18 protein-coding genes and 3 tRNA genes are annotated in these 24,427 nt (G+C 73.0%); 17 read left to right on the forward strand and 4 right to left on the reverse strand.

The window, feature by feature from the left end; all coding sequences use genetic code 11:
• Nucleotides 1–252 precede the first annotated feature (252 nt).
• Nucleotides 253–1,467: an IS701 family transposase gene (locus tag F4556_RS18245; RefSeq protein ID WP_446684973.1), complete on the forward strand. Its 1,215-nt coding sequence runs from the start codon at nucleotides 253–255 to the stop codon at nucleotides 1,465–1,467.
• Between the two features lie 67 nt (nucleotides 1,468–1,534).
• On the opposite strand, the gene F4556_RS18250 is transcribed toward F4556_RS18245, so the two are convergent.
• Entirely contained in the window at nucleotides 1,535–2,410 is an 876-nt protein-coding gene (locus tag F4556_RS18250) for a shikimate dehydrogenase (RefSeq protein WP_184917091.1), read from the reverse strand.
• Between the two features lie 405 nt (nucleotides 2,411–2,815).
• On the opposite strand from F4556_RS18250, the gene wrbA reads away from it, so the two are divergent.
• The 8 genes from wrbA to F4556_RS18290 all read left to right on the forward strand — a co-directional run bounded on the left by wrbA (nucleotide 2,816) and on the right by F4556_RS18290 (nucleotide 11,139).
• The gene (wrbA, locus tag F4556_RS18255; RefSeq protein ID WP_184917094.1) at nucleotides 2,816–3,433 is read left to right on the forward strand and encodes an NAD(P)H:quinone oxidoreductase; all 618 of its coding nucleotides are present in this window, start codon (nucleotides 2,816–2,818) and stop codon (nucleotides 3,431–3,433) included.
• A 187-nt stretch (nucleotides 3,434–3,620) separates the two neighbouring features.
• Complete coding sequence (locus F4556_RS18260) at nucleotides 3,621–4,121, forward strand: AtaL-like protein (RefSeq protein ID WP_184917097.1); 501 nt, start codon at nucleotides 3,621–3,623, stop codon at nucleotides 4,119–4,121.
• A 29-nt stretch (nucleotides 4,122–4,150) separates the two neighbouring features.
• A complete protein-coding gene (locus tag F4556_RS18265) occupies nucleotides 4,151–4,912 on the forward strand; it encodes an SDR family oxidoreductase (RefSeq protein WP_184917100.1) in 762 nt (253 codons plus the stop codon).
• The gene (locus F4556_RS18270) at nucleotides 4,912–6,009 is read left to right on the forward strand and encodes a transaldolase family protein (protein ID WP_184917103.1); all 1,098 of its coding nucleotides are present in this window, start codon (nucleotides 4,912–4,914) and stop codon (nucleotides 6,007–6,009) included. The genes F4556_RS18265 and F4556_RS18270 overlap by 1 nt, the downstream gene beginning before the upstream one ends.
• A 56-nt stretch (nucleotides 6,010–6,065) precedes the next feature.
• Nucleotides 6,066–7,292 carry a 3-hydroxybenzoate 6-monooxygenase gene (locus F4556_RS18275; RefSeq protein ID WP_184917105.1) on the forward strand — a complete coding sequence of 409 codons (1,227 nt, stop codon included), beginning with the start codon at nucleotides 6,066–6,068 and terminating at the stop codon, nucleotides 7,290–7,292.
• A gap of 484 nt (nucleotides 7,293–7,776) precedes the next feature.
• On the forward strand, nucleotides 7,777–8,106 hold the full coding sequence (locus tag F4556_RS18280; RefSeq protein WP_184917108.1) for a hypothetical protein: 330 nt from the start codon (nucleotides 7,777–7,779) through the stop codon (nucleotides 8,104–8,106).
• A gap of 292 nt (nucleotides 8,107–8,398) precedes the next feature.
• On the forward strand, nucleotides 8,399–9,337 hold the full coding sequence (locus tag F4556_RS18285; protein WP_246511629.1) for a DUF1906 domain-containing protein: 939 nt from the start codon (nucleotides 8,399–8,401) through the stop codon (nucleotides 9,335–9,337).
• 140 nt (nucleotides 9,338–9,477) lie between these two features.
• On the forward strand, nucleotides 9,478–11,139 hold the full coding sequence (locus F4556_RS18290) for a long-chain fatty acid--CoA ligase (RefSeq protein WP_184917114.1): 1,662 nt from the start codon (nucleotides 9,478–9,480) through the stop codon (nucleotides 11,137–11,139).
• A gap of 136 nt (nucleotides 11,140–11,275) precedes the next feature.
• On the opposite strand, the gene F4556_RS18295 is transcribed toward F4556_RS18290, so the two are convergent.
• Nucleotides 11,276–14,374, reverse strand: a complete 3,099-nt coding sequence (locus F4556_RS18295) for a hybrid sensor histidine kinase/response regulator (RefSeq protein WP_184917117.1) — start codon at nucleotides 14,372–14,374, stop codon at nucleotides 11,276–11,278.
• Nucleotides 14,375–14,576: 202 nt separating this feature from the next.
• Here F4556_RS18295 and F4556_RS18300 point away from each other — a divergent pair.
• The 3 genes from F4556_RS18300 to F4556_RS18310 all read left to right on the forward strand — a co-directional run bounded on the left by F4556_RS18300 (nucleotide 14,577) and on the right by F4556_RS18310 (nucleotide 14,988).
• Nucleotides 14,577–14,670: transfer RNA gene (locus tag F4556_RS18300), tRNA-Ser, on the forward strand.
• 130 nt (nucleotides 14,671–14,800) lie between these two features.
• A tRNA-Arg gene (locus F4556_RS18305) sits at nucleotides 14,801–14,876 on the forward strand.
• A gap of 39 nt (nucleotides 14,877–14,915) precedes the next feature.
• Nucleotides 14,916–14,988, forward strand: a tRNA-Arg gene (locus F4556_RS18310).
• A 75-nt stretch (nucleotides 14,989–15,063) separates the two neighbouring features.
• Here the strand turns inward: F4556_RS18310 and F4556_RS18315 are convergent.
• The gene (locus F4556_RS18315; protein ID WP_313068355.1) at nucleotides 15,064–16,245 is read right to left on the reverse strand and encodes a globin domain-containing protein; all 1,182 of its coding nucleotides are present in this window, start codon (nucleotides 16,243–16,245) and stop codon (nucleotides 15,064–15,066) included.
• A gap of 371 nt (nucleotides 16,246–16,616) precedes the next feature.
• On the opposite strand from F4556_RS18315, the gene F4556_RS18320 reads away from it, so the two are divergent.
• From F4556_RS18320 to F4556_RS18330, 3 genes are all read left to right on the forward strand, one after another.
• Entirely contained in the window at nucleotides 16,617–19,580 is a 2,964-nt protein-coding gene (locus F4556_RS18320; RefSeq protein ID WP_184917120.1) for an Ig-like domain-containing protein, read from the forward strand.
• 164 nt (nucleotides 19,581–19,744) lie between these two features.
• Nucleotides 19,745–21,022: an SPFH domain-containing protein gene (locus tag F4556_RS18325; protein WP_184917123.1), complete on the forward strand. Its 1,278-nt coding sequence runs from the start codon at nucleotides 19,745–19,747 to the stop codon at nucleotides 21,020–21,022.
• A complete protein-coding gene (locus tag F4556_RS18330; protein WP_184917126.1) occupies nucleotides 21,019–21,951 on the forward strand; it encodes a C40 family peptidase in 933 nt (310 codons plus the stop codon). Before F4556_RS18325 ends, F4556_RS18330 begins: the two co-directional genes overlap by 4 nt.
• 113 nt (nucleotides 21,952–22,064) lie before the next feature.
• Here the strand turns inward: F4556_RS18330 and F4556_RS18335 are convergent, their stop codons facing one another.
• Nucleotides 22,065–23,033 carry an aldo/keto reductase gene (locus F4556_RS18335; RefSeq protein ID WP_184917129.1) on the reverse strand — a complete coding sequence of 323 codons (969 nt, stop codon included), beginning with the start codon at nucleotides 23,031–23,033 and terminating at the stop codon, nucleotides 22,065–22,067.
• Between the two features lie 150 nt (nucleotides 23,034–23,183).
• Here F4556_RS18335 and F4556_RS18340 point away from each other — a divergent pair, with 150 nt between their 5' ends.
• A complete protein-coding gene (locus F4556_RS18340; protein ID WP_184917132.1) occupies nucleotides 23,184–23,387 on the forward strand; it encodes a hypothetical protein in 204 nt (67 codons plus the stop codon).
• Between the two features lie 133 nt (nucleotides 23,388–23,520).
• The gene (locus tag F4556_RS18345) at nucleotides 23,521–24,411 is read left to right on the forward strand and encodes a tyrosine-protein phosphatase (RefSeq protein ID WP_184917135.1); all 891 of its coding nucleotides are present in this window, start codon (nucleotides 23,521–23,523) and stop codon (nucleotides 24,409–24,411) included.
• Nucleotides 24,412–24,427: the final 16 nt, after the last annotated feature.

Consider the following 24,427-nt stretch of genomic DNA (forward strand, 5'->3'; position numbering starts at 1 on the left):
CGGGTCGACTGTTTTCAAGTGGTTGCATCGCATCGTAACAAACCAACTGTGCGGTATCTAGTATGCTGCGTCAGGTCAAGGCCGCGTGGGCGTTGTGATCCGACCCCGACCGTGCCAAGATGACGAAGTAGATGAAACCAACCAGTCGGTTCTGTATCGTATCCATCACCAGCACCTCGCAACTGGCTCATCGTCGCCGACCGGCGCTCGGAGCCCGCCAGGTTCGCGACCGCAGAAGAGGGGACGGGGGCTGTGGAAGGTCTAAGCGACAAGAACGTTCCTGAGCACATCTGGGGAGACGTGGCGGATGACTTCGTGACGGAGTTCTCCCGCCGGATGCTGGCCTCGCTGAAGCGCCGTGACCAGCGGGCCAGGGGCGAGTGGTACATCTCGGGGCTGCTCTCGGTGCCCGGCCGCAAGTCGATGCGCGCCCTGGCGGCGGTGGCCGGCTACGGCGCCGCCGAGCAGAGCCTGCACCACTTCATCAGCGACTCCTCCTGGCGCTGGGGGCCGGTCCGGCAGGCGCTGGGCAAGCACCTCGACCGCGTCCTGCTGCCGCAGGCCTGGGTGCTCAACTCGATGGCCATCCCGAAGGCCGGCGAGCACTCGGTCGGCGTCGAGGAGTCCTTCCGGACCGAGCTCGGCCGAGTGGTCAACAGCCAGCAGGCGTACGGTGTCTGGCTCGCCAGCGAGGACATGAGCGCGCCGGTGAACTGGGGGCTGGTGCTCCCGGCGGACTGGCTGGCCAACGAGGAGCGCCGCAAGCGCGCCAAGATCCCGGACGAAGTCTCGGCCACCACACCGGAGTTGTGCGCGGTGAACAGCGTGATCGAGCTGGCCGGGCCGGACTGGGGGCTGCGCCGCCGCCCGGCCGTGCTGGACGCGCGTGAGCTCGACGCGCCCGTCCTGGTGGAGGAGTTCTGCCGCCGCGGGGTCCCGTTCGTGATGCGGGTGAGCGGCTCGACCAGGCTGGTCGGCTTCGACGGCAGCCTGCCGGGCCGGGGTGAACGGGTCTTCCAGGCCCAGCAGTTGATCGAGTGGGCGAAACGCTTCTCCCGCCCGGTCGGTTGGGTGGACCCGGAGTACTCGATCACCAGGTCGATACTCGTGAGCGGGACCAGGGTCACCATGCCGACGGTCCGCCGGCCCGGCGTGGTGGCCCCGCCCGAGCGGGCGCTGGCCCTGGTCGGCGGCTGGTCCGGCGCCAAGGGCAAGCCCGCCGAGCTCTGGCTCTCCAATCTGGTGGACGTACCGCCGGTGGCGCTGCTCCGGCTGGGGCGGCTCACCCGACGGGTGGCCAAGGACTTCGCCGAGGTCAGCGGGCGGGTCGGGATGCGGGACTTCGAGGGCCGCTCGTACGCCGGCTGGCACCGGCACGCCACGCTCTGCTCGGTGGCCCACGCGATCTCGGTGCTCTCCACCGCGCGTCGGCAGGGTTTCGACAAGTCCCAGGAGCTCTCGGCCTGATGACGACCGGGCGGGCGGGGGTGCGGCGCGGGTGCGGTGGGCGGTGGCCGGTGTGGTCCGGCCGCCGTCAGTCCGCCCGCTGGAGCAGCTCGGCGTGGGCGGCGCGGCGCATGACCTGGATCGGGACATCGCTCCGGCCGGTCATCAACTCGAGCTGCCGGGCGGCCTGGTGGACCACGAAGGACAGCCCGTCGACCACCGTGGCGCCCGCGAACCCGGCCGCCTTCGCCAGCCGGGTCGGCCAGGCCGAGCCGACCACGTCGAAGACCGCCGCCCGGGTGTGCATCACGGCCGTGGCGAACGGGTCGGCGGCCCCGGCCGGCAGGGTGGAGATCACCAGCCCGGCGCCGGGCAGCAGTTGGTGCAGCTCGCCGAAGGTGTGCACGTCCACCGCGATGCCCAGCCGGCCGGCCGCCGCCGTGGCCTCGGCCGCGCGGCTCTGCTCCCGGACCACCACCGAGGGCTCCAGTACGCCGAGTTCACGCAGCGCGGCGAGCGCCGAGCAGGCGGTCGAGCCGGCGCCGAGCACCACCGCGGAGCCGGGTGAGCCGACCCCGGCCTCCTGCAGCGCGGTGAGCATCGCGTACACGTCGGTGTTGTCGCCGTAGCTGCGGCCGCCGCGGTAGACCACGGTGTTCGCGCCGCCGACGTCCAGGGCCAGGTCGCTGACCTCGTCGATCAGTGGCAGCACCGCGCGCTTCAGCGGCATGCCGATGGAGAGCCCGGCCAGGCCGGCGCCCGGCGTTGCCAGCACGTCGGACAGCTCGGTCTCGTCGCACTCGATGCTCTGGTAGCTCCAGTCCAGCCCCATCGCGGCGAGCGCCGCGCGGTGCATGACCGGGGTGAGCGACTGGCCGACGGGGGAGCCGAGTACCGCCGCGCGACGGACCGTCTGGCGGGGCGGCACGCTGCTCTCCAGCACTGGTGGCTGTTCGGTGCGCATCGGTGGTGCTCCTTTCGCCAGGGGAACGCCCGCCCGGACCATTGAGTTCCGATTGCCGTCCCCGTTGCCCCCCCAACGATAGGTACTCGGTACCCGGAGGGGTTGCCCGGGTTGACACAGAGTCACCTTCGCGGACGACCTGACACAGTCACCCGCCGATCTCGTCACACCGGCCGGTCGAGTGGAGGCGATCTTCACGGATTGTCGGGGGGGATCCGATCACCGCCGGGTACGGCGTCCACCGCGCGAAGCGGTGATCCGACCCGTCGTCAATTCGTTGACGGTTCAAGGTGATGAAGTCGGCGAACCCCGATTGCCGCCCGTTCGGCGGCTGGGGGAGAGTCGAGGGGACGGGGTGACCGCAGGGATCCCGAATCTGACGAATTCCGAATGGGAGCAGCGACCGTGACCAACGTCGCCATCATCTACTACTCGTCCACCGGCCACGTGCACAAGCTGGCGGAGGAGGCCGCGGCGGCCGCCGCGAAGGCGGGCGCCGAGGTCCGGCTGCGTAAGGTCGCCGAGCTGGCCCCGGCCGCCGTGGTCGCCACCAAGCAGGAGTGGGCCGACCACGTCGAGGCCACCAAGGACGTCGTCGAGGTCACCCTCGACGACCTGGAGTGGGCCGACGTCGTCCTGTTCGGCACCCCGACCCGGTTCGGCCTGCCGGCCGCCCAGCTCAAGCAGTTCATCGACACCACCGGTGGCCTGTGGTTCCAGGGCAAGCTGGTGAACAAGGTGGTCTCCTCGTTCACCTCCACCTCCACCCTGCACGGTGGCCAGGAGAGCACCCTGCTCGCGCTGAACAACACCTTCTACCACTGGGGCGCGATCATCGTGGCCCCCGGCTACTCGGACGGGATCCAGTTCGCGCCGAGCAACGGCAACCCGTACGGCACCAGCCACGTCTCCAACAACCTGGTCGGCGCGCCGAACGAGGAGAACCTCGAGGCGATCGCGTACCAGACCCGGCGTGCGGTGCAGATCGCCACGGCGCTGAAGGTCGGCCTGGCCGCCGCCTGACGGTCCGTCAATGCGGCCTGTGGTAAAACGACACGGGGGATTCCGGATTCTTTCCGGAATCCCCTCGTGTCGTTTTGCGTTCCGGCAACTGACGAAGTAGCCGAACCATTGTTGCCGCCGCTGCCGGATTCATTCAGAGTTCTGCACAGAGAGTACGGCTCGGTAATTCCGGTGGGAGGATCGACAGATGTCAGCGGTGACCATCGCCTGGACCATACCGGTCAATTCCGGGGCGACCCCCGAGTGCGAACAGCTCGATGCCCGAGGGCTCTGGCGGCAGTTGCTGGCGAAGGCGGAGAATCCTGTTCCGTATCTTCCCGCGATCACCGAGTGCACGGTGCTCGACCGTTTCTCCGGCGGGTTCACCCGCAGCATCGTGCGGGACGGCCGGACGGTGTTCCAGCGGGTCGAGGTCGAGCCGGGGGAGTCGGTGCTCTACCGGCAGCCGGCGGATCCGGAGATCAAGGCGATCGGCAACCGGATCGACCGGACCGAGGACGGCGCGCTGGCGCTGACCATCTCGGTCGAGCTGGCCCCGGCCGGCATCGAGCGGGCGGTCCGGGAGAGCAGGTTCCTGGAGGCCGCGGACGCCTACTTCACCGACGCGCTGCGGGCCTCGATCGACGAGATCCGGGCGGCCGGCCCGGCCCTCGACGCTCCGTCCGCCGGGCTGACCCACGCGGCTTGAGGCCGACCCACCCCCACAGGAGGAACCTGATGACCGCACGATTCGACGGCAAGGTCGCCCTGGTCACCGGCGGCGGCTCCGGTATCGGCCGGGCCACCGCGCTGGCCTTCGCCCGTGAGGGTGCCACCGTCATGGTGGCCGGCCGGGAGCCGCACGAGCTGCGGGAGACCGTGGCGCTGATCGAGAAGGAGGGCGGCACCGCCGACTGCGCCCGGGCCGACGTCACGCACGGGATGGACGTCATCAAGCTGATCCGCTCCACGGTCGAGCGGCACGGCGGTCTGCACGTCGCCTTCAACAACGCCGGCGTGATGGGACAGGCCAGCCCGCTGGCCGAGGTCTGCGAGGCGGTCTGGGGTGACATCCTGGCCACCAACCTGACCGGCGCCTGGCTGCTGATGAAGCACGAGATCGCGCACATGAAAGCGAACGGCGGCGGCGTCATCATCAACACCGCGGCCAACATCAGCATCCACGGCCGGGTGCCCGGCTTCGGCGCCTTCGCGGCCTCCAAGGCCGCGCTCTCCACACTGACCCGCTCCGCCGCCCGGGAGTACATCAAGGACGGCATCCGGATCAACGCGATCAGCCCCGGCACGGTCGACACCGACCAGGAGCGGCGCTCCGACGAGACCGAGCAGCAGCGCGCCGAGCGGGTCAGAGCCGGGGTGCCGGTCGGCCGGGTCGCCAGGACCGAGGAGATCGCCGACACGGTGCTCTGGCTGGCCAGCCAGGACGCCCGCTTCGTGGTCGGCCACGACCTGGTGCTGGACGGCGGGGCCACCGCCTGATGGTCGGGATCCTGCGCGAGCTCTCCGGGGAGGGCGTCTCCCTGTGGCTGGACGGCCTCGGCCGCGACCGGCTGGCGGACGGCGGCTTGACCCGCCTGGTCCGCGACCGGTGCGTGGTCGGCGCCACGGGTGCGCTGGGCGACGGCGACGCGTACCGCGAACAGCTGGCCGCGCTGGCCGCCGGCGGTGCCACCGCCGCGATCGCGCTGCGCGAGCTGACGGTCAGTGACCTGCGCTGGGCCTGCGAGGTGCTGGAGCCGGTGTACCTGCGGACGGCCGGTCTGGACGGGCTGGTCTCGGCCCGGATCGACCCCTCGTTCATCGAGGGCACCTGCCTCACGCTGGCCGAGGCCCGCTCGCTGCACCTGGCGGTGGACCGGCCGAACCTGCTGATGGAGATCCCGGCCACGCCCGAGGCACTGCCCGCGATCACCCGCTGCCTGGGCGAGGGGATCGGCGTGCACGTCTCGCTGGTGCTCACCGAGGAGCGCTACCGCCAGGTGCTGGAAGCCTTCCTGGCCGGTCTCGAACTGGCCGTCGCGAACGGCCTGGACGTCTCCCGGATCAACTCGGTGGCCGGCCTGCCGGTCGGCCTGCTGGACACCGTGCTGGACCACGAGCTGGACCTGATCGGCACCCCGGAGGCCCGGGCGTTCCGCGGCCAGGGCGGGATCGCGCTGGCCCGGCTGGCCTACCGGCGGTACGAGCGCGCGCTCGGCTCGGCCCGCTGGACCGGGCTGGCCGCCCGCGGCGCCCGGCCGCAGCGACTGCTCTGGGACGCCACCGAGGTGATGGACCGTCGGTACCGGGACACCCGGTACGCCGAGGAGCTGGTGGCCGCGAACTCGGTCACCCTGCTCTCCGAGCAGACCCTGACGGCCCTGGCCGACCACGGCCGGCCCGCCTCGGCGGACCGGTTCGCCGGCGGGTACGCGGACGCCGAGCAGGTGCTCGGCTACCTGGACCGGTTCGGCGTCGACCTGCCGAAGCTGCTGGCCGCCGCCGAGTGCGAGGCCCTGGCCGACCTGCGCCGGGCCAGGGTGGAGCTGCTGGAGCGGGTGCAGGCCCGGCTGGCCGAGTTCGGCACCGCCCCCTGACGGACCGGCAGCCCCGACCGACGTCCCCGATCCCATGACAGGCAGGAAGAGTTCCGATGGCGAAGATCCTGATGGCCGGCGGCGGCATCGGCGGCCTGGCGACGGCGATCGCGGTGGCCCGGCAGGGCCACCGGGTGGTGGTGCTGGAGAGCCGGGATACCTTCACCGAGCTCGGCGCCGGCATCCAGCTCGGCCCGAACGCCTTCCACGCCCTGGACCACCTCGGGGTCGGCGCCGAGGTCCGGGCCCGCGCCGTGTACATCGACGGACTGCGCTTCATGGACGGCACCACCGGTGAACTGGTGGCCCGGATGCCGCTGACCGGCGCGTACCGGGCGCGGTTCGGCAACCCGTACGCGGTGGTGCACCGGATCGACGTGTACGCCCCGCTGCTGGCGGCGGCCCGGCTGGCGCCCGGCATCGAGCTCCGGACCGGCACAGCCGTCCGGGGCTACCAGCGGACCCCGGACGGCGTCACCGCGCTGCTGGCCGACGGCGGACAGGTGCACGGCGACGCGCTGATCGGGGCCGACGGCATCAACTCCGCCGTCCGCGCGCAGCTGGTCGGCGACGGCGCCCCGCAGGTCTCCGGACACACCATCTACCGCTCCGTCATCCCGATGGCGAAGGTGCCGGCCGAGCTGCGCTGGAACACCGTCACGCTGTGGGCGGGCCCGAAGTGGCACTTCGTGCACTACCCCATCGGCGGCGGCGAGTACCTCAACCTGGCGGCGACCCGGGACGACGGCGCCCGCCGGGCGGTGACCGCCGTCCCGACCGGGCGGGACGTGGTGCTGAACGAGTTCCCCGAGCTCGGCGAGACCCCGCGCCAGCTGCTGGAGCTGGGCGAGGACTGGCGCTCCTGGGTGCTCTGCGACCGCGACCCGGTGGAGCGGTGGACCGACGGCCGGGTGGTGCTGGTCGGTGACGCCGCGCACCCGATGCTGCAGTACGCCGCCCAGGGTGCCTGCCAGGCGCTGGAGGACGCGGTGGTGCTCGGCCGGCTGATCGGCACCGAGGCCGGGGAGTTCGAGCAGCGCTTCGAGACGTTCGCCGGTGAGCGGCGCGAGCGCACCGCCGCCACCCAGCTGCTCGCCCGGGAGCTGGGCCGCCGGCTGTACCACCCGGCCGGTGAGCGGGCCGGTGAGCGCAACGCGATGCTGGCCGTGCTCTCCCCCGAGGAGCTGTACCGGAAGGTCGAGTGGCTGCACGGCGCCCGGGTCGGCGAAGACCGGGTCACCGACCCGCCGCTGATCGGTCGTCAGGAACTCGTCGCCCACTGAACCAGCGGGTCGGACCCCACGCCCCCTGGGGACCGGCCCGCTATCTTTTTAGGACTGACAGAATTTCCGTCATTCACATCACCGTCCGATGGATTCGGCCGATGGCCGAACACTCCGGCCGGAATGGCTGGATCGTGCGCCAGGGGGCGTGCGTGACGGGTGAGTGCGCTGGGGTGGCGCGTGACAGGTCGACAAATCGGCCTGCGCGCCGGGGCGATGACCGCACCGCGCTGCCGCCATTCGGTGGTCACTGCAGGTGGATGCCAGTGTGTCTGTTCACGAACCGGCTATTCCCGGACTATGCGGATCCGGGGTCACGTCACGCGAATGGGCGAAAAGCCCCGCCGGTACTGGCGCTTTGTCGATTTGTTGCGGAAACCTGTTGCTCGGCGTCGCAGCCCCGCAGCTGTTCGTCTGGCCGCGAACTCCTGCAAGCAGTAAGCGCAGTACCGGAAGTACCGCAGCAGCTATCTGGAGGCTTTACATGGCTCGCACTCGCACCACCCGACTGGTCGGCCTGCTGGCCGCCGCCCCGCTCGCAGCCGCTCTGCTGCTCGTGGGCGCCGGCGCCGCCTCGGCCGACAACGGAGCCCTGGCGGGAGACGGTTCCAACAGCAGCGTGGTGTCCAACGTCGGCAGCGGGAACATCTTCGGCACCGTCACCGGCAACTACAACCAGACCCAGCAGGTGGCCACCGGCTCCGGCGCGTCGAACCAGAACAACAACTTCCAGGCCAAGGACAACACCGGCTTCATCTTCAGCGACCAGGGCAACCGGGACTTCAACTTCGTCTTCGCGCCGGTCTTCCACTGAGTGGTCCCGCACCGTCCGGCGGGGGCGCCGGACAGCGGGAGCGGGCCCGGGTGAGCTGAGCACCCGGCCGTAGGACCGACCGAGCCGTACGGGGTGGAGAGGGTCACTCACTCCCGGTTCAGCGCGCACACCTCTGTGGGCGGTGCCGTTCGACGGCACCGCCCACGGGCATGTCCGGAGTGCACGGGTAAGGACCACGGCTCCGGCTAGCGCCTGACCCGGCGGGTGCGGACGGGTGAATTCCCGGGCCGGTCCTCGCATTCGTCTGACGATCGGTCAGTATCGAGAGGTGATGCGCTATCTGGGCCCCGCTGCCCTCACCGCGGCCTCCCTCGTCCTGCTGCTCGCCACGGACGGGCTGCCCGACGGCAGCACCGCGTCGGCGGTGGAGCCGGTGGCGATTGTCGGACCAGGCCCGGCCGGGCCGCCGCCGGCCGCCGCCGTAGCCGCTGCCCCCGCCCCGGTCGTGCTGCGGGCCACCGTGCTGGCCGACCGGCCCGGGATCAGGCCGCAGCCGGCCCGGCGGCTGTTCACCGGGCCCGGCTTCGACGCCTGCACCGCCCCGCCGCTGGAGACCATGACGGCCTGGAAGCAGAGCTCCCCGTACGGCGCGGTCGGCATCTACGTCAGCGGTGGCCAGCGCGGCTGCTCCCAGCCCCGGCTGACCGCCGACTGGGTCCGTCAGGTCCGGGCGATGGGCTGGCAGCTGATGCCCACTCACGTCGGCCTGCAGGCCCCGTGCAGCACCCTCGGCAACAAGCCGAAGCGGATCGACCCGGCCACCGCCGTCCAGCAGGGCCAGGCCGAGGCGGCCGAGGCCGTCGCCGCCCTGCGCGCCCTGGGCCTGGGCCCGGGCAGCCCGGCCTACCTGGACATCGAGTCCTACCCGCGCGGTGACCAGTCCTGCGCCCAGAGCGTGATCGACTTCACCGTCGGCTGGACCCAGAAGCTGCACCTGGAGGGCTTCCGCTCGGGCTTCTACTCCAGCGCGGACTCCGGCATCTCCGACCTGGCCGCCGCCGCCCGCGCGGGCAGCGCCCCGCTCCCCGACGCGATCTGGTACGCCCGCTGGGACGGCAAGGCGGACACCGCGGGGGCGGGCGGCCTCGAGCCGGGCCAGTGGTCCAACCGCCAGCGCGTCCACCAGTACCAGGGCAACGTCCAGGAGACCTGGGGCGGCGCCACCCTCACCGTCGACCGGGACCAGCTGGACGGACCGGTCGCGACCTGAGGCCGGTCGGCAGGGGGACGGCGTGACTTTCGCCGCTGACAGCCCGGTGCCTTGACGACACAATCGGGGCCGAGCAGCATCTCACTACTCGCCAGTAGTCGTGGCGCGCTGCCCTGCCCGCCCGGTCAAGGAGGACCCGCGTGTTCAGCACGATGCAGGACGTACCGCTCACCGTCGCCCGGATTCTGACGCATGGCTCGACCCTGCACGGCAACTCCACCGTCACCACCTGGGACGGCACCGGACCGGTGGTCCGCACGTACGCCGAGGTCGGCGCCCGGGCCGGTCAGCTGGCGCACGCGCTGCGGGACGAGCTCGGGGTGACCGAGGGCACCACCACGGCGACTCTGATGTGGAACAACGCCGAACACCTGGAGGCGTACCTCGCCGTCCCGTCCATGGGCGCGGTGCTGCACACCCTCAACCTGCGGCTGCCCGGGCACCAGCTGGCGTTCATCATCAACCACGCCGCCGACCGGGTGATCCTGGTCGACGGCAGCGTGCTGCCGCTGCTCGCCGCGGTGCTGCCGCAGCTCAACCCGACCCTCAAGCACATCGTGGTGAACGGTCCCGGCGACCGCTCGCTGCTGGACGGCTTCCCCGGCCGGGTGCACGACTACGAGGCGCTGATCGCGGACCGGCCCACCGACTACCCGTGGCTGACCGACATCGACGAGCGCCGGGCGGCCGCGCTCTGCTACACCTCCGGCACCACCGGCGACCCCAAGGGCGTTGCGTACAGCCACCGTTCGGTCTACCTGCACTGCATGCAGGTCAACTCCGCCGACAGCTTCGCCCTGACGGCCCGTGACATCGCGCTGCCGGTGGTCCCGATGTTCCACGTGAACGCCTGGGGCATGCCGTACGCCGCCTTCATGTCCGGCGCCCGGCTGCTGATGCCGGACCGCTTCCTCCAGCCCAAGCCGCTGGCCGAGATGATCGACCGGGTGAAGCCCACGGTCGGCGCCGCCGTGCCGACCATCTGGAACGGCCTGCTGGACGAGCTGGACGCGGGCTCCTACGACACCTCCTCGCTCCGGATGGTGGTGATCGGCGGCTCGGCCTGTCCGCCCGCCCTGATGCGCGGCTTCGAGGACCGGCACGGCATCCGGGTGGTGCACGCCTGGGGCATGACCGAGACCTCGCCGCTCGGCTCCTTCGCCCAGCCCCCGGCCGGCCTGACGCCGGATCAGGAGTGGCCCTACCGGGTCAGCCAGGGCCTCTTCCCCGCCTCGGTGGAGGCCCGGCTGATCGGGCCCGGCGGCGAGCGGATGCCGCACGACGGCGTCGCGGCGGGCGAGTTGGAGGTCCGCGGACCGTGGATCGCCGGAGCGTACTTCGCCGGCGCGGGCAACGAGCCCGAGCGGCCCGAGGACAAGTTCAGCCCGGACGGCTGGCTGCGCACCGGTGACGTCGGCACCATCACCCCCGACGGCTACCTGACCCTGACCGACCGGGCCAAGGACGTGATCAAGTCCGGCGGCGAGTGGATCTCCTCGGTCGAGCTGGAGAACCACCTGATGGCCCACCCCGAGGTGGCCGAGGCCGCCGTGGTGGCCGTGCCCGACGAGAAGTGGGGCGAACGCCCGCTGGCCACCGTGGTCCTGCGCCCCGGCGCCACCGCCGGCCTCCCCGAACTGCGCGCCTTCCTCGCCGAACGGGTCGCCTCCTGGCAGCTGCCCGAGCGCTGGTCGATCGTCGAGTCGGTCCCGAAGACCTCGGTCGGCAAGTTCGACAAGAAGGTCATCCGCGCCCAGTACGCGGCGAACGACCTCGACGTGACCCTTCTCGCCAAGAGCTAGTTGCACCGTCAGGGGCCCGGGGAACGGCGGCGGTTCGTGGCTGGCGGGTCAAAATGCAAAGTGCCTGACCACCTACGCACGTGTGACCTTTTCCGAGGTCGGCGTCGCAGTTCCCCGAGCCCCTGGCGTGCGCCACTCAGCGCTGCGACGCAGTGACTTCGCCGAGGCTGCCGATCCGCCCGAGCAGGTCGACGATGCGGGACTGGACGTCCTCGGAGGTCGAGCGTTCGGCGAGGAAGAGCACGGTCTCGCCGGTCCGCAGCCGGGGCAGCTCCTGCGGGTCGAGGTCGACCGAGGTGTAGACGACCAGCGGGGTGCGGTGCAGGCGGTCGTTGGCGCGCAGCCAGTCGAGCAGGCCGACCCGGCGGCGCCGGATCTGCAGCAGGTCCATCACCACCAGGTTCGGCTGCACGCTGCTGGCCCGGGAGACGGCGTCGTTCTCGTCGGTGGCGTGCTCGACGTGCATCCCGCGCCGCTCCAGGCTGGCGATCATCGCGGCCGCGATGTCCGGGTCGGACTCGACCAGCAGCACCCGGGAGGAGTGGTTCTCGCTGTCCTTGGGCGCCAGCGCCCGGAGCAGGACGGCCGGATCGGCCCCGTACGCGGCGTCCCTGGTGGCCTGCCCGAGACCGGCGGTGACCAGCACCGGGACCCGGCTGTTGAGCGCGGCGGTGCGCAGCGACTGCAGCGCGGTGCGGGTGATCGGCCCGGTCAGCGGGTCGACGAAGAGCGCGGCGGGGTACGCGGACACCTGGGCGTCCACCTCCTCGCGGGAGCGGACGATCACCGGCCGGTAGCCGCGGTCCTGGAGCGCCTGCTTGGTGGACGGATCGGGCTCGGGCCAGACCAGCAGCCGGCGCGGGCCGCCGTCGACGGTCGGCACCACCATGGTCGGCGGGTCCTCGGCGCCGGTCGCCGACTCCCGCCCGGCCAGGGCGAGTTCGGCGGTCGGCCGAGGGGGCGTACGGGGCTCGACGGGCGCCGGGGGCTCGCTGCTCTGCTCCGGCGCACTGGCCAGGGCGGGCAGCGCGGGGCGCTCGACCGGGGCGGACTGCTGGGGGAAGGCGTTCGGGAACGCCCCCGCGAAACCGCCCGACGGGCGTGGCGGGGTCAGCTCGCCGAGCCCGCTGCCGACCGGCCGCGGCTGCTCGGGCGCGGCCTCGGCCGGCTCGGTGCGCGGCTGGAGCGCCGACTCCGACCGGCTCTCGCCGGACGGGAGTTCCAACGCCCTGCGGGGCTCGGGCGCGGGGGCAGGCGCGGGTGCGGCCTCCGGCTGGGCGGGCAGCGCCAGCCGACGGCGGCGGCCGGTCGGCTGGACGGCCGGCGGTTCGGCCGGGGCGGGCGGCGTCTCGGGCAGCGCCAGTTCGAGACCGGGGTAGACCGGCGTACCGGGGTCGGGCACCCCGGGGATCGACAGCGACTCGGGCAGGCTCCGACGGCGGCGTCCGCCGCGCCCGTTCTCCTCCTCGGCCACGACCGGTTCGGCGGCCGTGGAAGCCGAGGCCGGGCCGGGCCCGAGTGCGATCGGACCCCGGGCGGGTTCGGCCTGACGATCCGTCGGTTCTTCCACCGACTGCTGCTCGGCCGCCCCCTCGGCCGCCGGTGCGGCTGGTTCCGGCTCCGGCTCCTGCTTCCGCTCCGGCTCCTTGGCGTCCGCCGGGGGCACCTCGGGCAGGTCCGGCAGCATCGCGGTGTCGGTCTCCTTGGGCACGTGGTGGTGCTGCACCGCCCCGCCCCCGGCCACCGCGGCCGGGTCGAGCGGGAGTTCCACCACGTACGTCGTGCCGGCCCGGGACGGGAGTTCGTGCCGCTGGAGCACCCCGCCGTGCCGCTCGACCGTGCCCCGGGCGATCGGCAGGTGGACCGGGTTGACCGTACGGGAGGGCCCGCGGACCTCGATCCGGGCGACCTCGCCGCGCTGGGCGGCGGCCAGCACCACCATCGGTGCCTCGGCCGCGCCGTCCGAGTCGGCCGCTTCCAGCGAGAGCGCCACGCCGCTGACGTCCGCGACCAGGTGGGCCAGGGCCCGGGCGAGGCGCTCGCGGTCGGCGACCACCTTCACGCCCGCGGCGTGCACCGAGTACCTGACCCGGCCGGCGCCGACCAGTTCGCCCGCCTGCTCGACGGCGCGCTGGACGACCTTGTCCAGCCCGACCACTCGGCGGTCCAGCTCCTGCTGGCCGTTCTCGGCCTCGCTCTCGAACCGCTGGTGGGTGAGCACCCCGTCGATCAGGGTGCCGAACCGGCGGCACTCGTCGGCCAGCCGCCGCAGGGTCCAGTTGGCCTCCGGCCAGAGCTGTCCGGCCGGGTCGGCGGCCAGCGCGTCGATCCGCCGGTGCAGCGCGTCCAGCGCCCCGCCCAGTTCGCTCTCCAGAACGGCCGTCAGATGCTCGTTCCGCGCGACCAGCGCCAGCTCCCTGGTCCGGTCGGTGAACGTCATCACCGCGCCGACCAGTTGGTCGCCGTCCCGGACCGGGGCGGTGGTCAGGTCGACCGTCACCGGCCGCCCGTCCTTGCGCCAGAGCACCGCGCCCCTGACCCGGTGCTTGCGCCCCGAGGTCAGGGTGTCCAGCAGCGCCGAGCCCTCCAGGGCCAGCGGGCTGCCGTCCGCCTGGGAGTGCTGGATCAGCGGGTGCAGCTCGCGGCCGCCCAGCTCGCTGGCCCGGTAGTCGAGGATGTGCGCGGCGGCCGGGTTGACCAGCACCACGCGGCCTTCGAGGTCCACCCCGAGCACGCCTTCGGCGGCGGCCCGCAGGATCATCTCGGTCTGCTTGTGCTGCCTGCGCAGCTCGGCCTCGACGCCGAGCCGGCTGCTCAGGTCGCGGACCAGCAGGAGCAGCAGCTCACCGGCGGAGCCGCCGTCCTGGGGGTAGAGCGAGGTGTAGCCGGAGCCGCCGCGCTCCTCGCCGTCGTCCGTGAAGTCGTTGCCGGAGACCTCGACCGGGAAGGTCGAGCCGTCCGTGCGCCGGGCGGTCATCCGGACCGGCCGGTCCAGCCCCTCGGGCTCGCGCGGGGCGGGCCGCATCGAGCCGGGGATCCGGCTCGGGTCGAACTCGGGCAACAGGTCCAGCACGCCCATCCCGACCAGCGAGGTGCCCGGGGTCTGCATCGCCTGGACGGCGGCGGAGTTGGCGTCCACGACGGTGCCGTTGCTGTTCACCAGCAACAGTGCGTCGGGCAATGCGTCGAGTATGGCGGCGAGGCGAGCAGCGCCTCGGATCGGCCTGCTGCTCACGTCGACAGGTCTCCTCACGGCTTGCGTCACGGCGTGCGACCGGCGGCTCGCGCTCTCCTCGGGAGACTGGAGTATCTCATTCTTCTTTGCGCCGTGGACGACCCGGCCGGTAACGTTGTCGGTGGTTGGTGTCAGGCCTTGGGGTTGTGGCATCATCTCAGTCGCACGGAGTGCACCGCTGGTCGGTGCGGTCCGTCGTGGAGGAGGCTTCGCCTAGTCCGGTCTATGGCGCCGCACTGCTAATGCGGTTTGGGCCTTCAAGCCCATCGAGGGTTCAAATCCCTCAGCCTCCGCCACTGGAGCCCCGTCGGTCGAGAGACCGGCGGGGCTCCTGTCGTAGCCCCGGGCAATCGATTTCGCCCCAGGTCGAGGGTCATGTAATGTTGCTTCCGCACCGCCCCGCAAGGCCCAGGCCGCACGGGGCGAGCGCTCATAGCTCAACGGATAGAGCACTTGACTACGGATCAAGAGGTTGCAGGTTCGAATCCTGCTGAGCGCACCACGCACCATCGCTCCGCGGCTTGCAGGTTGAGCCGTCCGAGCGCTCATAGCTCAACGGATAGAGCACTTGACTACGGATCAAGAGGTTGCAGGTTCGAATCCTGCTGAGCGCACAGATCGAAGGCCCCGGGTTCACCACCCGGGGCCTTCGCCGTTCCCGGGTCCCACCGGTCACCGGGTCCCGCCGGTCACCGCGCCCACGGCGCGGCCCTGGGGGTGAGGAACCACTCGGACGAGGAGAGCGGCCGGCCGCTGCGCGCGGTCAGCGGCGCCGGGTCGTACCGGATCAGCCCGGGTTCGGCGTGCAGTTCGACCAGCAGGTCGGCGAGTTCGGGCGCGAGGTCCGGCGGGCCGCTGAGGTAGATGTCGTGGCCGGACCAGTCGGAGATGTGCCGCAGGCCGGTCCGCAGCAGGTCCACCGCCGCCTCCCGTTCGGCGCCGTCCTCGGGGGCCGCCAGCACCACCTCCAGCCAGGCGTGCTCGGCGACCAGTGCCTTGACGGCCGGCAGGTCGTACTGGTCGGCGTCCTGCCGGGCGGCCAGGAAGACGGTGGCCGAGCGCTCCCGGCCCCGGGCCAGCTGCTCGATCAGCGCTTTGACGGTGGCCCAGCCGGTGCCGCCGGCCACGGCCAGCAGCGGCCGGTCGGAGCGCTGGTCGAGCACGGTGTCGCCGATCGGCGGGCCGAGCAGCAGGGTCTCGCCCGGCAGCACGTCGTTCACCAGCAGGCTGCTCAGCTGCCCGCCGAACACCCGGCGGACGTGCAGCTCCAGGGTGCCGTCGGCGCGGGGCGCGCCCGCGATCGTGTACGAGCGCCAGAGCCGGGGGAGCCGGGGTGAGCTGAGCGAGAGGTACTGGCCGGCCGTGTAGGGGTACGGGCGGTCCGGCCGGAGGGTGAGCACCACCAGGTCGGCGGCCGCCCGCCGACGCTCCGTCACCTCGGCCTCCCACCAGGCCGGGGCCTCGGCGGCGGCCCTGGCACCCTCCAGCATGGTCTGCGAGATCACCGTGTACGCCTCGGTCCAGGACTTCTCGATCTCCTGGGTCCAGGAGTGGCCGGAGAAGTGCCGCAGCGCGGCGAGCAGGCTGGCTCCGACGGCGGGGTAGTGCTCGGCGGCGGCCTGGAACTTCCGGTGGTCCCGGCCGAGTGCGCGCAGGTACTCGGTGAGCCGGTCCGGCCGTTCGAGCTGGAGCACCAGCTGGGTGAGCGCGTGGAACAGGCGGTCGCGCTGCTCGGTCAGCTCCTTGGGGAACAGTCGGCGGAGCTCCGGGCTGTGCGCGAAGAGGTGCACGTAGAAGTACTTGACCAGCTGGTCGGCCCGGCGCTCGACGACGGCGAAGCTGGCGCGGATGAGCGCGGGGTCGAAGGACACTGCGCAGATTCTACGCAAGGTGCGAATTATTCGAACAGGTATCGGTAATGAACGGTCAAGCACCGGACAGTAACGACCGGTTGGCCACCAACCCCGAGTGGCTGAAAACGGATGGGCCGTCAACTTCCTAGGCTGCCGGACGAGTGACCGCCAATCGGGTAGCAGTAGGGCATTCGTCGCGGTGTCACGGTATGACGGACTCCAGATCGTGATTCCGTTTTGTCAGAACTTATGCCTGCCGCGCCGGTTGGCGGCCGACACCGAAGGAGAGCCGGATGAGCCGACAGTCCTCCCACGCCGCCGAGTCGTCAGCCACCAGCTCGGGCCGGTGGGCCGCGAGACCGCCGAGACGGAACGGAATCACCCGGAGAATGGCCGCGATCACGGCCGCCGGGCTCCTGGTCGGCTGGAATTCGACCCTGCTCGGCCCGGCCGCCGAAGCCCAGCAGACCCCGGATTCCTGGACCGCCGAGCGCCGGGCCGTGCTGCCGTCCGGCCTGGGTATCCAGTTCGACTTCGCCCCCCTCCCCGGCATCGCCGTCAGGACCGCCCCCGGAAAGCTCGCCACCGGCGGCCCCGGATACGCGGACGGACTGCGCGGCGGCGACCCCGCCACCGGCTTCGAACTCGGCGTGGAACGCCCGCTGACCGACGGCTCCTGGCGCACCCTCGGCACCCTCCAGCTCTCCTTCAGCCGCGCGGTCCGGAACCCCCGGCTGCACCTCAGCGGCCTGGCCGCGCTGGCCACCGGCAAGGGCGGCTCCACCGGGACCGCGAGCCGACTGACCGTCACGGGCGGTTCCCCGAGCGCCCCCAGCCTGGTCGCCCGCACCGACTGGGCCGGCTGGACGGTCGGCGACAACGCCCTGACCCCGACCGGTACGGGCGCCACCGACGGCACCACTCCCGGCAGCGGCACGCTCGAACTCTCCGGCACGGTCAGCACCGTGACCTTCCGGGTGGAACAGCGCAGCACCGCCCGGGACGGCTCCACCACCGCCCCCGAGTCGCCCGCGCAGGCGTACACCGTGACGCTCGACGAAGGCGTCGGCACCGCCCCGCAGGGGTACGGCAACGTCTCGCACCTGGTCTCCGACGTCTTCCTCGGCCGGACCGCCAGCGGTGCCGCCGGGGTGCGCCCGACCGTCGCCGCCACCTCCGCGCAACGGCTGCTGCCCCCGGGCGGCTCGGCCCCGCAGGAGCCGGCCGAACTGCGCGAGCGGGACCAGCCGATGGTCGAACTGGACGGTGGCGCGAGCCGCCGCAGCCCCTGGGCCAACCCGGCCCCGCCGGAGCTCCAGCCGGGACGCGGCGAGTACCAGGGCGCCGACCCGACCGTCCCGTTCCCCGCCGAGGCGGCGATCGGGCGGTACTACGACCTCACCGTCCCGGTCAGTCCGGGCCCCGGCCCGGCCACCCTGGCCGGCTGGATCGACTTCGACCACAACGGGAGGTTCGACGCCACCGAACGGGTGCAGAGCGAGGTGCTGGTCGGCGCGAAGAGCGCGCAGCTGGAGTGGACCGTGCCCGGCAACGCCGCCGCCGGCGAGACCTGGGCCCGGCTGCGGATCGCCCGCAACTCCGCCCAACTCGTCACCCCCGGCGGTTACGCCGACTCCGGCGAGGTGACCGACCAGCGGATCAAGCTCACCGTCGGCGCCGCCCGGCCGGAGATCACCGGCCCGGTCAGCGGAGCGGTGGTGGCCGACGCCCGCCCGGAGATCCGGGGCGAGGCCGGGGTGCAGGGCGCCACCGTCGCGATCATGGCCGGTGACACCACGCTCTGCCGGAGCACCGTCGCCAAGGACGGCCGCTGGAGCTGCCGGCCCGACACGCCACTCCCGGCCGGTGCCCACACCCTCACCCCGGTGGAGACCACCAAGGGCGGCGTGGTGCTGCGCGGCGAGGAGATCCGGATCACCGTCAAGACCGACCCGCCGGCCGCGCCGGTCCTCACCCTGCCCGAGTACACCAACGACCCGGGCCTGCTGCTCACCGGCACCGGCGACCCCGGCAGCACCGTCTCGGTGGTGGACGCCGCCAACGCCCCCGGCGCCGGACGGATCGCCGGCGAGCTGTGCAGCACCGCCGTGGCGGCCGACCGCAGCTGGTCCTGCCTGCCGGTGGAGAACCTCGCCGACGGCAAGCACCAGCTGACCGCCTCGGCCACCGACGGCGCGGGCAACCGGACGGCCGGGAAGCCGGTGCCGCTCACCGTCGACACCGTGGCACCGCCCCGGCCGGTGCTCGGCTCGCCCGCCGCAGGTGCCGAACTCACCTCCGCCCGCCCCCGGCTGACCGGCCGGGCCGAGCCCGGCTCCACCGTCACCGTCACCACCCGGGGCGGTACGGCGGGCGAGCGGGTGGTGCTGTGCACCGCCGTGACCGGGGTGGACGGGGCCTGGAGCTGCACGCCCGCCCGGGATCTGACGGCGGGTGAGCAGTCCCTGGTGGTCACCGCCACCGACCGGGCCGGCAACGCCACCTCGGCGGACGCGGTCACGGTCACGGCGCGGCCGGTGGCGGAGCCGTCTCCGTCCTCCTCTCCTTCGGCGTCCGCGTCGGCTGCGGCCTCTGCTCCTGCGGTGCCGTCGGTCATGCCGTCGCCGTCGCCGGTGCTGCCGTCGGCCGGGGTCACTCTCCCCTCACCGTCGGCCTCGGTGTCGGCACCGGTGGTGTCCGCCTCGGCGGCACCGTCGCCGTCGCCCTCGGTGTCGGTGGGCGCGGTCGAACCGCCGTTCGGCGAGCCGGTGTTGACCCCGGAGGAGGCGGCGGCGATTCTGCCGATCGTGATCCCGCCGGTGGTGATCGAGCTGCCCGTGGTGCTGCCGTCGCCGGCCGTCAGCCCGGTGCTGTCGCCGTCCCCGGTGCCCTCGGCGCCCTCGGCCGCACCGTCGGTCCCCTCGGCCGCGCCATCGGCCTCGGTGGCCGCGCCGGTCGGCGGGTCGGCCTCCCCGGCGGTCGGCGCGGCGGTGGTGGCGAGTGCCACGCCCGCAGCGAGCGCCGCTCCCTCGCCGGCAGCCGGTACGGCTCCCTCGCCGACAGCGAGCGCAAGCGCCACCCCCGCCGCCGGCAAGCCCGCCGTGGCCGCCGCCCCCGCCCCCGCCGCGCCTGCCGCGCCGAAGGCGTCCGGCGTCCCGTCCGCCTCGCCGGTGTCGGTCGATCCGATGGCCCCGGAGCCGCGCAACCTCGCCGCGCCGCCGGTGGGCGCCGAGCGTCCGAGTTCCGAGACGTGGCGTACGGCGGCCTGCGGTGTGCTGCTGATGCTGGCGGCGGTCGGGTTGCTGACCCGGCGGGTGTTCGGTCGTGGTCCGGGCGGTCGGCGACGCCGCTGAGCTGGGGATCTGACGGCGCGTCGGCCGACGCGCCGTCAGATAGGCTGCGACACGCCGCGCACTAAATGTCGCATTTGATGACTTATCAACTTAGCCTGAATCTGGCACCGCCCGTCAGATCCGGGCCGCCCGTTGCGCGACACACCGACCCCGAGGAACCGTGCATGGACGTCACCCGCGAATCTTCGCCGCGACCCAATTCCTGGCCCCCGGCCCCGCCGGAGCTGCCCCAGCGCGGCGGTGGCGCCACCCAGCTGAGCAAGGCGGTCGCCGACGCGGTCGCCAGGCCGTTGATCAAGGCCCGGCCGGTGACCGTCCAGGACGAGCTCGACACCGACCACGATTCCGCCGCCCGGACGCTGGTCGGTGCCCTGGCCGGGCCTGACACGCAGACCGGACGCGCCGTGGTCGACACGCCGTTCGAACCGCCGGTCGGCGCGTCGAGCAGCGAGTCCCGGGCGAGTCGCCGTCCGCCCCGGACCGACCCCGCCCTCCGCGAGCAGCAGGCCCGTTCATTGCCGGGCTGGCTCGCGCTGCTGGTCCTGCTGGCCGCGCTGGCCGGAGTGGTCCTGGTGCTCGCCCGGGCCGGGGTGATCCCGCACCTCGACGGGCTGCCCGACCTCCGCGGCGCCGCCGCCAAGGCCGGCGGCGGGGCCGAGATCACCGCCCGTTCGATCGCCGCCGTCTCGGCGGCCGGGCTTGTGGTGCTGGCGACCCTGGCCGGACTGCTGGTCAACGCCGGTGGCGAGACCCGGGTGCTCACCCGCTGGGGCCGCTACCGGGGCACCGTCCGGCGCACCGGCCTGCTCTGGGTCAACCCGCTGCTGCGCCGCCGCCGGGTGGACATCCGGCTCCGGCATTGGCGCAGCGAGCCGGTGCAGGTCGCGGACCGTACCGGCACCCCGATCGTGGTCCGGCTGCTGATCGTCTGGCGGGTCAAGGACACGGCCAGGGCGACGCTCGCCATCGCCGGGCACGAGGACTACCTGCGCGAGCAGGTGCACGCGGTGCTCACCCGGACCGCCAGCGCCCTGCCCTGCGACAGCAACTCCGCGCCCGGCCCCGCCCTGCGGGACGGCCAGTGGTTCGCCGACGAGCTGACCAGGTCGCTGGCAGCCGAGGCGGCGCCGGCCGGGATCGAGGTCTACTCGGTCCAGCCGCTCGCCCTCGACTACGCCCCCGAGGTGGCCGACAGCATGCGTCGGCGCCGCCTCGCGGACCTGGACGCGGGGCTGCGGACCGTCCTGGTGGACGACGCGGTCGAGGCCGCCGCCCTCGCGGTACGCCGCCTGGAGCGGGCCACCGCCCACGAGTTGGACGAGGCCGCCCGCAGCGCGCTGATGGAGCAGCTGCTGGTCGCGTTCGTGGCCCCCTCCGGGGTGGCCGCCTCGGTACCCTCGCCGGCCGCCCGGGCCGGGAGGAAGGAAGGAAAGCTCGCGTGAAGATAGCCACCGACCCCGCCCTGATCGGTTTCGCCGACCTCACCCCGACCGCCGGTCCGTGCGGCTGCGCCCACTGCCTGGCCGTCTCCCGCCGACTGGCCAGGGCCCGGGGCGCAGTTGGGCCCGGCAGTGCCGACGGCGGCCGAATACACCGGGCGGTCCGGGCCACCTGTGTCGCCACCACCGTGCTGGCCGGTGCGGGAGTGATCGGGCTCGGACTGGGCGCGACCACCGCGAACGCCATGCCGGCGCCCAGCAAGCAGGGCTGGGACGGTACGAAGTACTGGTTCAAGAACGCCAACGGCGAGTGGCGCTACACCAGTTACCTCTCGGTCTACCAGGCGCGCACCGCCCAGGGCTCCACTCCGCCCTCCGCTGCCTCTACCAACTCCGTTGGTATCCAGCAGGGTTGGGATGGCTCGAAGTACTGGTTCAAGAACAGCAGCGGCGAGTGGCGCTACACCAGCCATCTCTCGGTCTACCAGGCCCGCACCGGCCAGTCCGGCGGCGGCACCGCCCCGGCCCCCGCGCCCGCCCCGCCGACGGCGCCCTCGACGCCCGCCTCCGGCAGCATCGAGTCGGCGATCGCCTTCGCCTCGGCCCAGCTCGGCAAGCCGTACGTCTGGGGCGGCAACGGCCCGTCCGGCTTCGACTGCTCCGGCCTGGTCCAGCAGGCGTACCGCCGGGCCGGGATCAGCCTGCCGCGGGTCGCGGACGACCAGTACGCGGCCGGCACGCCGATCAGCTCGGGCCAGCTCCGCCGCGGCGACCTGATCTTCTGGTCCAACAGCAGCCGGGCCTCCGGCATCCACCACGTCGCCATCTACCTCGGCGACAACAAGTACCTGGAAGCCGCCCGCCCCGGCACCACCATCCGCATCTCGACCCTGAGCAAGGGGTACTTCCCCACCCACTTGGCCCGCCCGTAGCGCACGGGCGGCGCCAGGGGCGCGGAAGCCCGCGCGAGCCGCCGCTCCAGCAGCTCGCGCGGGGCCCGCGCCCCGATGCGCCGTCAGGTAGCGCGCCGTCAGGCAAGCCACCCTCAGGCCGAGGCCGCGTCCAGCAGAGCCAGCTCCGCCGGCCGGAGCCGCAGCCGGGATGCCGCCAGCAAGGGCGGCAGCTGCTCCACCGTCCGCGCGCTGGCGATCGGCGCGGCGACGGTCGGCTGCGCGGCCAGCCAGGCCAGCGCGACGGTGGCCTGCGCCACGCCGTGCTCGGCGGCGACCTGGTCGAGGGCGTCCAGCACCTTCGGCCCGCGCGGGTCCTCCAGGTAGCGCGCGGCGCCGATCGCCCGGGCGCTCTCCACCGCCGCGCCGCCGGGCCGGTACTTGCCGGTCAGGAAGCCGGAGGCGAGCGCGTAGTACGGCACGGCGGACAGCCCGTGCGCCGCGACCACCTCGGCCAGCGGGCCCTCGTACGTGCCCCGGGAGACCAGGTTGTAGTGCGGCTGCACCGCGACGTACGCGGCCAGCCCCTCCCGGGCCGAGAACTCCAGCGCCTCGGTGAGCCGCTCGGCGCTGATGTTGGAGGCGGCCACCGCCCGGACCTTGCCCTCCCGGACCAGCTGGTCGAGCGCGGGCACGAACTCCTCGACGGGCGTCCCGGTGTCGTCCCGGTGGGTGTAGAGCAGGTCGATGTGGTCGACCCCGAGCCGGCGCAGCGAGTCCTCGGTGGCGGACTTGATGGTCACCGCGGACAGCCCGCTGGCCTCGGGGTGGGCGCCGACCTTGGTCGCCACCACGATGTCGGCGCGGTTGGCCCGGCTGCGCAGCCAGTCGCCGATGATGGTCTCGGACTCGCCGCCGGTGTTGCCCGGCACCCAGGACGAGTAGACGTCCGCGGTGTCGACGAAGTTGCCGCCGCCGGCCGCGTACGCGTCGAGGACGGCGAAGGACTCCGCCCGGTCGGCGGTCCAGCCGAACACGTTGCCGCCGAGCGAGAGGGTGGACACGGCGAGATCCGAACCGCCGAGGGTCACCTGGTGGGGAGCGTCGCTGAGGTTGTCGGTCATGACCGGAGTCAACCGGATCCCGCAGATCGCCATTCCATCTCCGGGCACTCTTCACGAGCCTGTCGCATGCCCGTCGCAGACCGCTGGCCGGTCACTCCTACGAGGGGTCCGGGGTGTTCCCCGGCCAGGCGGGTTGGCTAGAGTCCTGCCATGGCTGACAACGACTACGACCCCGCCGGCAACACCCAGATGTTCCGGGCGTTCGTCGAAGAGACCCCGGCCGCCCAGGCGCCCGGTTCGGTCACCACCTACGGCAGCGCCAGTGGCAGCAGCAACCGCACCGGCCTGTTCGCCGGCATCGCGGTGGTCGCCCTCCTGGTGCTCGGCGCCGTCATCTGGCTGGCCGTCAAGTAAGACCCTCCGCGGTACCCGGCCCCCAGGCGGGCCGGGTGCCCGGTGCTGCCCACGGACGCGGCGGATCCGACCGGACTGAACCTAGACTGGCCGGGCCCGAGCGATCCGTACACCAGTGCCACCGGAGGCCCCCGTGACCCAGCAGTCCACCGAGATCGCCCGCAGCCTCGGGCTCGCGGGAGCGGCCAACGCCCGCGACCTCGGCGGCTACCGGACCACGGACGGCGCGGTGCTGCGCCACGGCGTCGCGCTGCGGGCCGACGCGCTGAACCGGCTCAGCGCCGAGGACGGCGCGCTGCTGGTCGCGGCCGGCGTCCGCCGGGTGGTCGACCTGCGCAGCACGGACGAGGTCCGCGAGGCGGGCCCCGACCTGATACCCGGTCTGCCCACCGCCGACCTGGTCGAGCTCGCGCGTTCCACCGAGCCGGTCACCGTCGAGCCGGTCGGCACGGCCGGTCCGACCCTGCACCACCTGCCGGTGTTCGCCGCCGACTTCGACATCTACGTGGCGCTGCGCGACGCGCTGGCCGACCGGGACGCGGACAAGCAGTTCGCGCTGCTCGGCAACGGCAAGGCGGCCGGGATGATGACCGGCCTCTACCGCTGGTTCGTCACCGACCCGGTCGCCCGGGACCGGTTCGCCACCGTGCTGCGGCTGCTGGCCGCGCCGGACGGCCCGCCGGTGCTGTTCCACTGCTCGGCGGGCAAGGACCGGACCGGCTGGGTGGCCGCGCTCACGCTGACCGCGCTCGGCGTCGACCGGGAGACCGTGTTCGAGGACTACCTGCTGACCAACACCCGCTCGGCGGCGCTGATCGCGCGCATCATGGAGAGCTTCGGCACCCAGGGCCTGATGAAGGACCCGACCCTGCTGCTGCCGGTCTTCCGGGCCGAGCGGGAGTACCTGGAGGCGGCCTTCGAGGAGGTCGCGACCGGCTGGACCTCCTTCGAGCACTTCTGGCAGGCCGGCCTCGGCCTGGACGACACCGTGCTGGCCGGCCTGCGCGCCAACCTGCTGGTCTGAGTCCGGGCCGAGTACC

The sequence above is a fragment of the Kitasatospora gansuensis genome, from assembly GCF_014203705.1.
GTDB classification, from domain to species: domain Bacteria; phylum Actinomycetota; class Actinomycetes; order Streptomycetales; family Streptomycetaceae; genus Kitasatospora; species Kitasatospora gansuensis.

Coding starts and splice junctions, on each gene's coding strand:
- F4556_RS18250 (WP_184917091.1), bottom strand. CDS start 2,410: ATGCGCACCGAACAGCCACCAGTGCTGGAGAGCAGCGTGCCGCCCCGC.
- F4556_RS18260 (WP_184917097.1), top strand. CDS start 3,621: ATGTCAGCGGTGACCATCGCCTGGACCATACCGGTCAATTCCGGGGCG.
- F4556_RS18265 (WP_184917100.1), top strand. CDS start 4,151: ATGACCGCACGATTCGACGGCAAGGTCGCCCTGGTCACCGGCGGCGGC.
- F4556_RS18270 (WP_184917103.1), top strand. CDS start 4,912: ATGGTCGGGATCCTGCGCGAGCTCTCCGGGGAGGGCGTCTCCCTGTGG.
- F4556_RS18275 (WP_184917105.1), top strand. CDS start 6,066: ATGGCGAAGATCCTGATGGCCGGCGGCGGCATCGGCGGCCTGGCGACG.
- F4556_RS18280 (WP_184917108.1), top strand. CDS start 7,777: ATGGCTCGCACTCGCACCACCCGACTGGTCGGCCTGCTGGCCGCCGCC.
- F4556_RS18285 (WP_246511629.1), top strand. CDS start 8,399: ATGCGCTATCTGGGCCCCGCTGCCCTCACCGCGGCCTCCCTCGTCCTG.
- F4556_RS18320 (WP_184917120.1), top strand. CDS start 16,617: ATGGCCGCGATCACGGCCGCCGGGCTCCTGGTCGGCTGGAATTCGACC.
- F4556_RS18325 (WP_184917123.1), top strand. CDS start 19,745: ATGGACGTCACCCGCGAATCTTCGCCGCGACCCAATTCCTGGCCCCCG.
- F4556_RS18335 (WP_184917129.1), bottom strand. CDS start 23,033: ATGACCGACAACCTCAGCGACGCTCCCCACCAGGTGACCCTCGGCGGT.
- F4556_RS18340 (WP_184917132.1), top strand. CDS start 23,184: ATGGCTGACAACGACTACGACCCCGCCGGCAACACCCAGATGTTCCGG.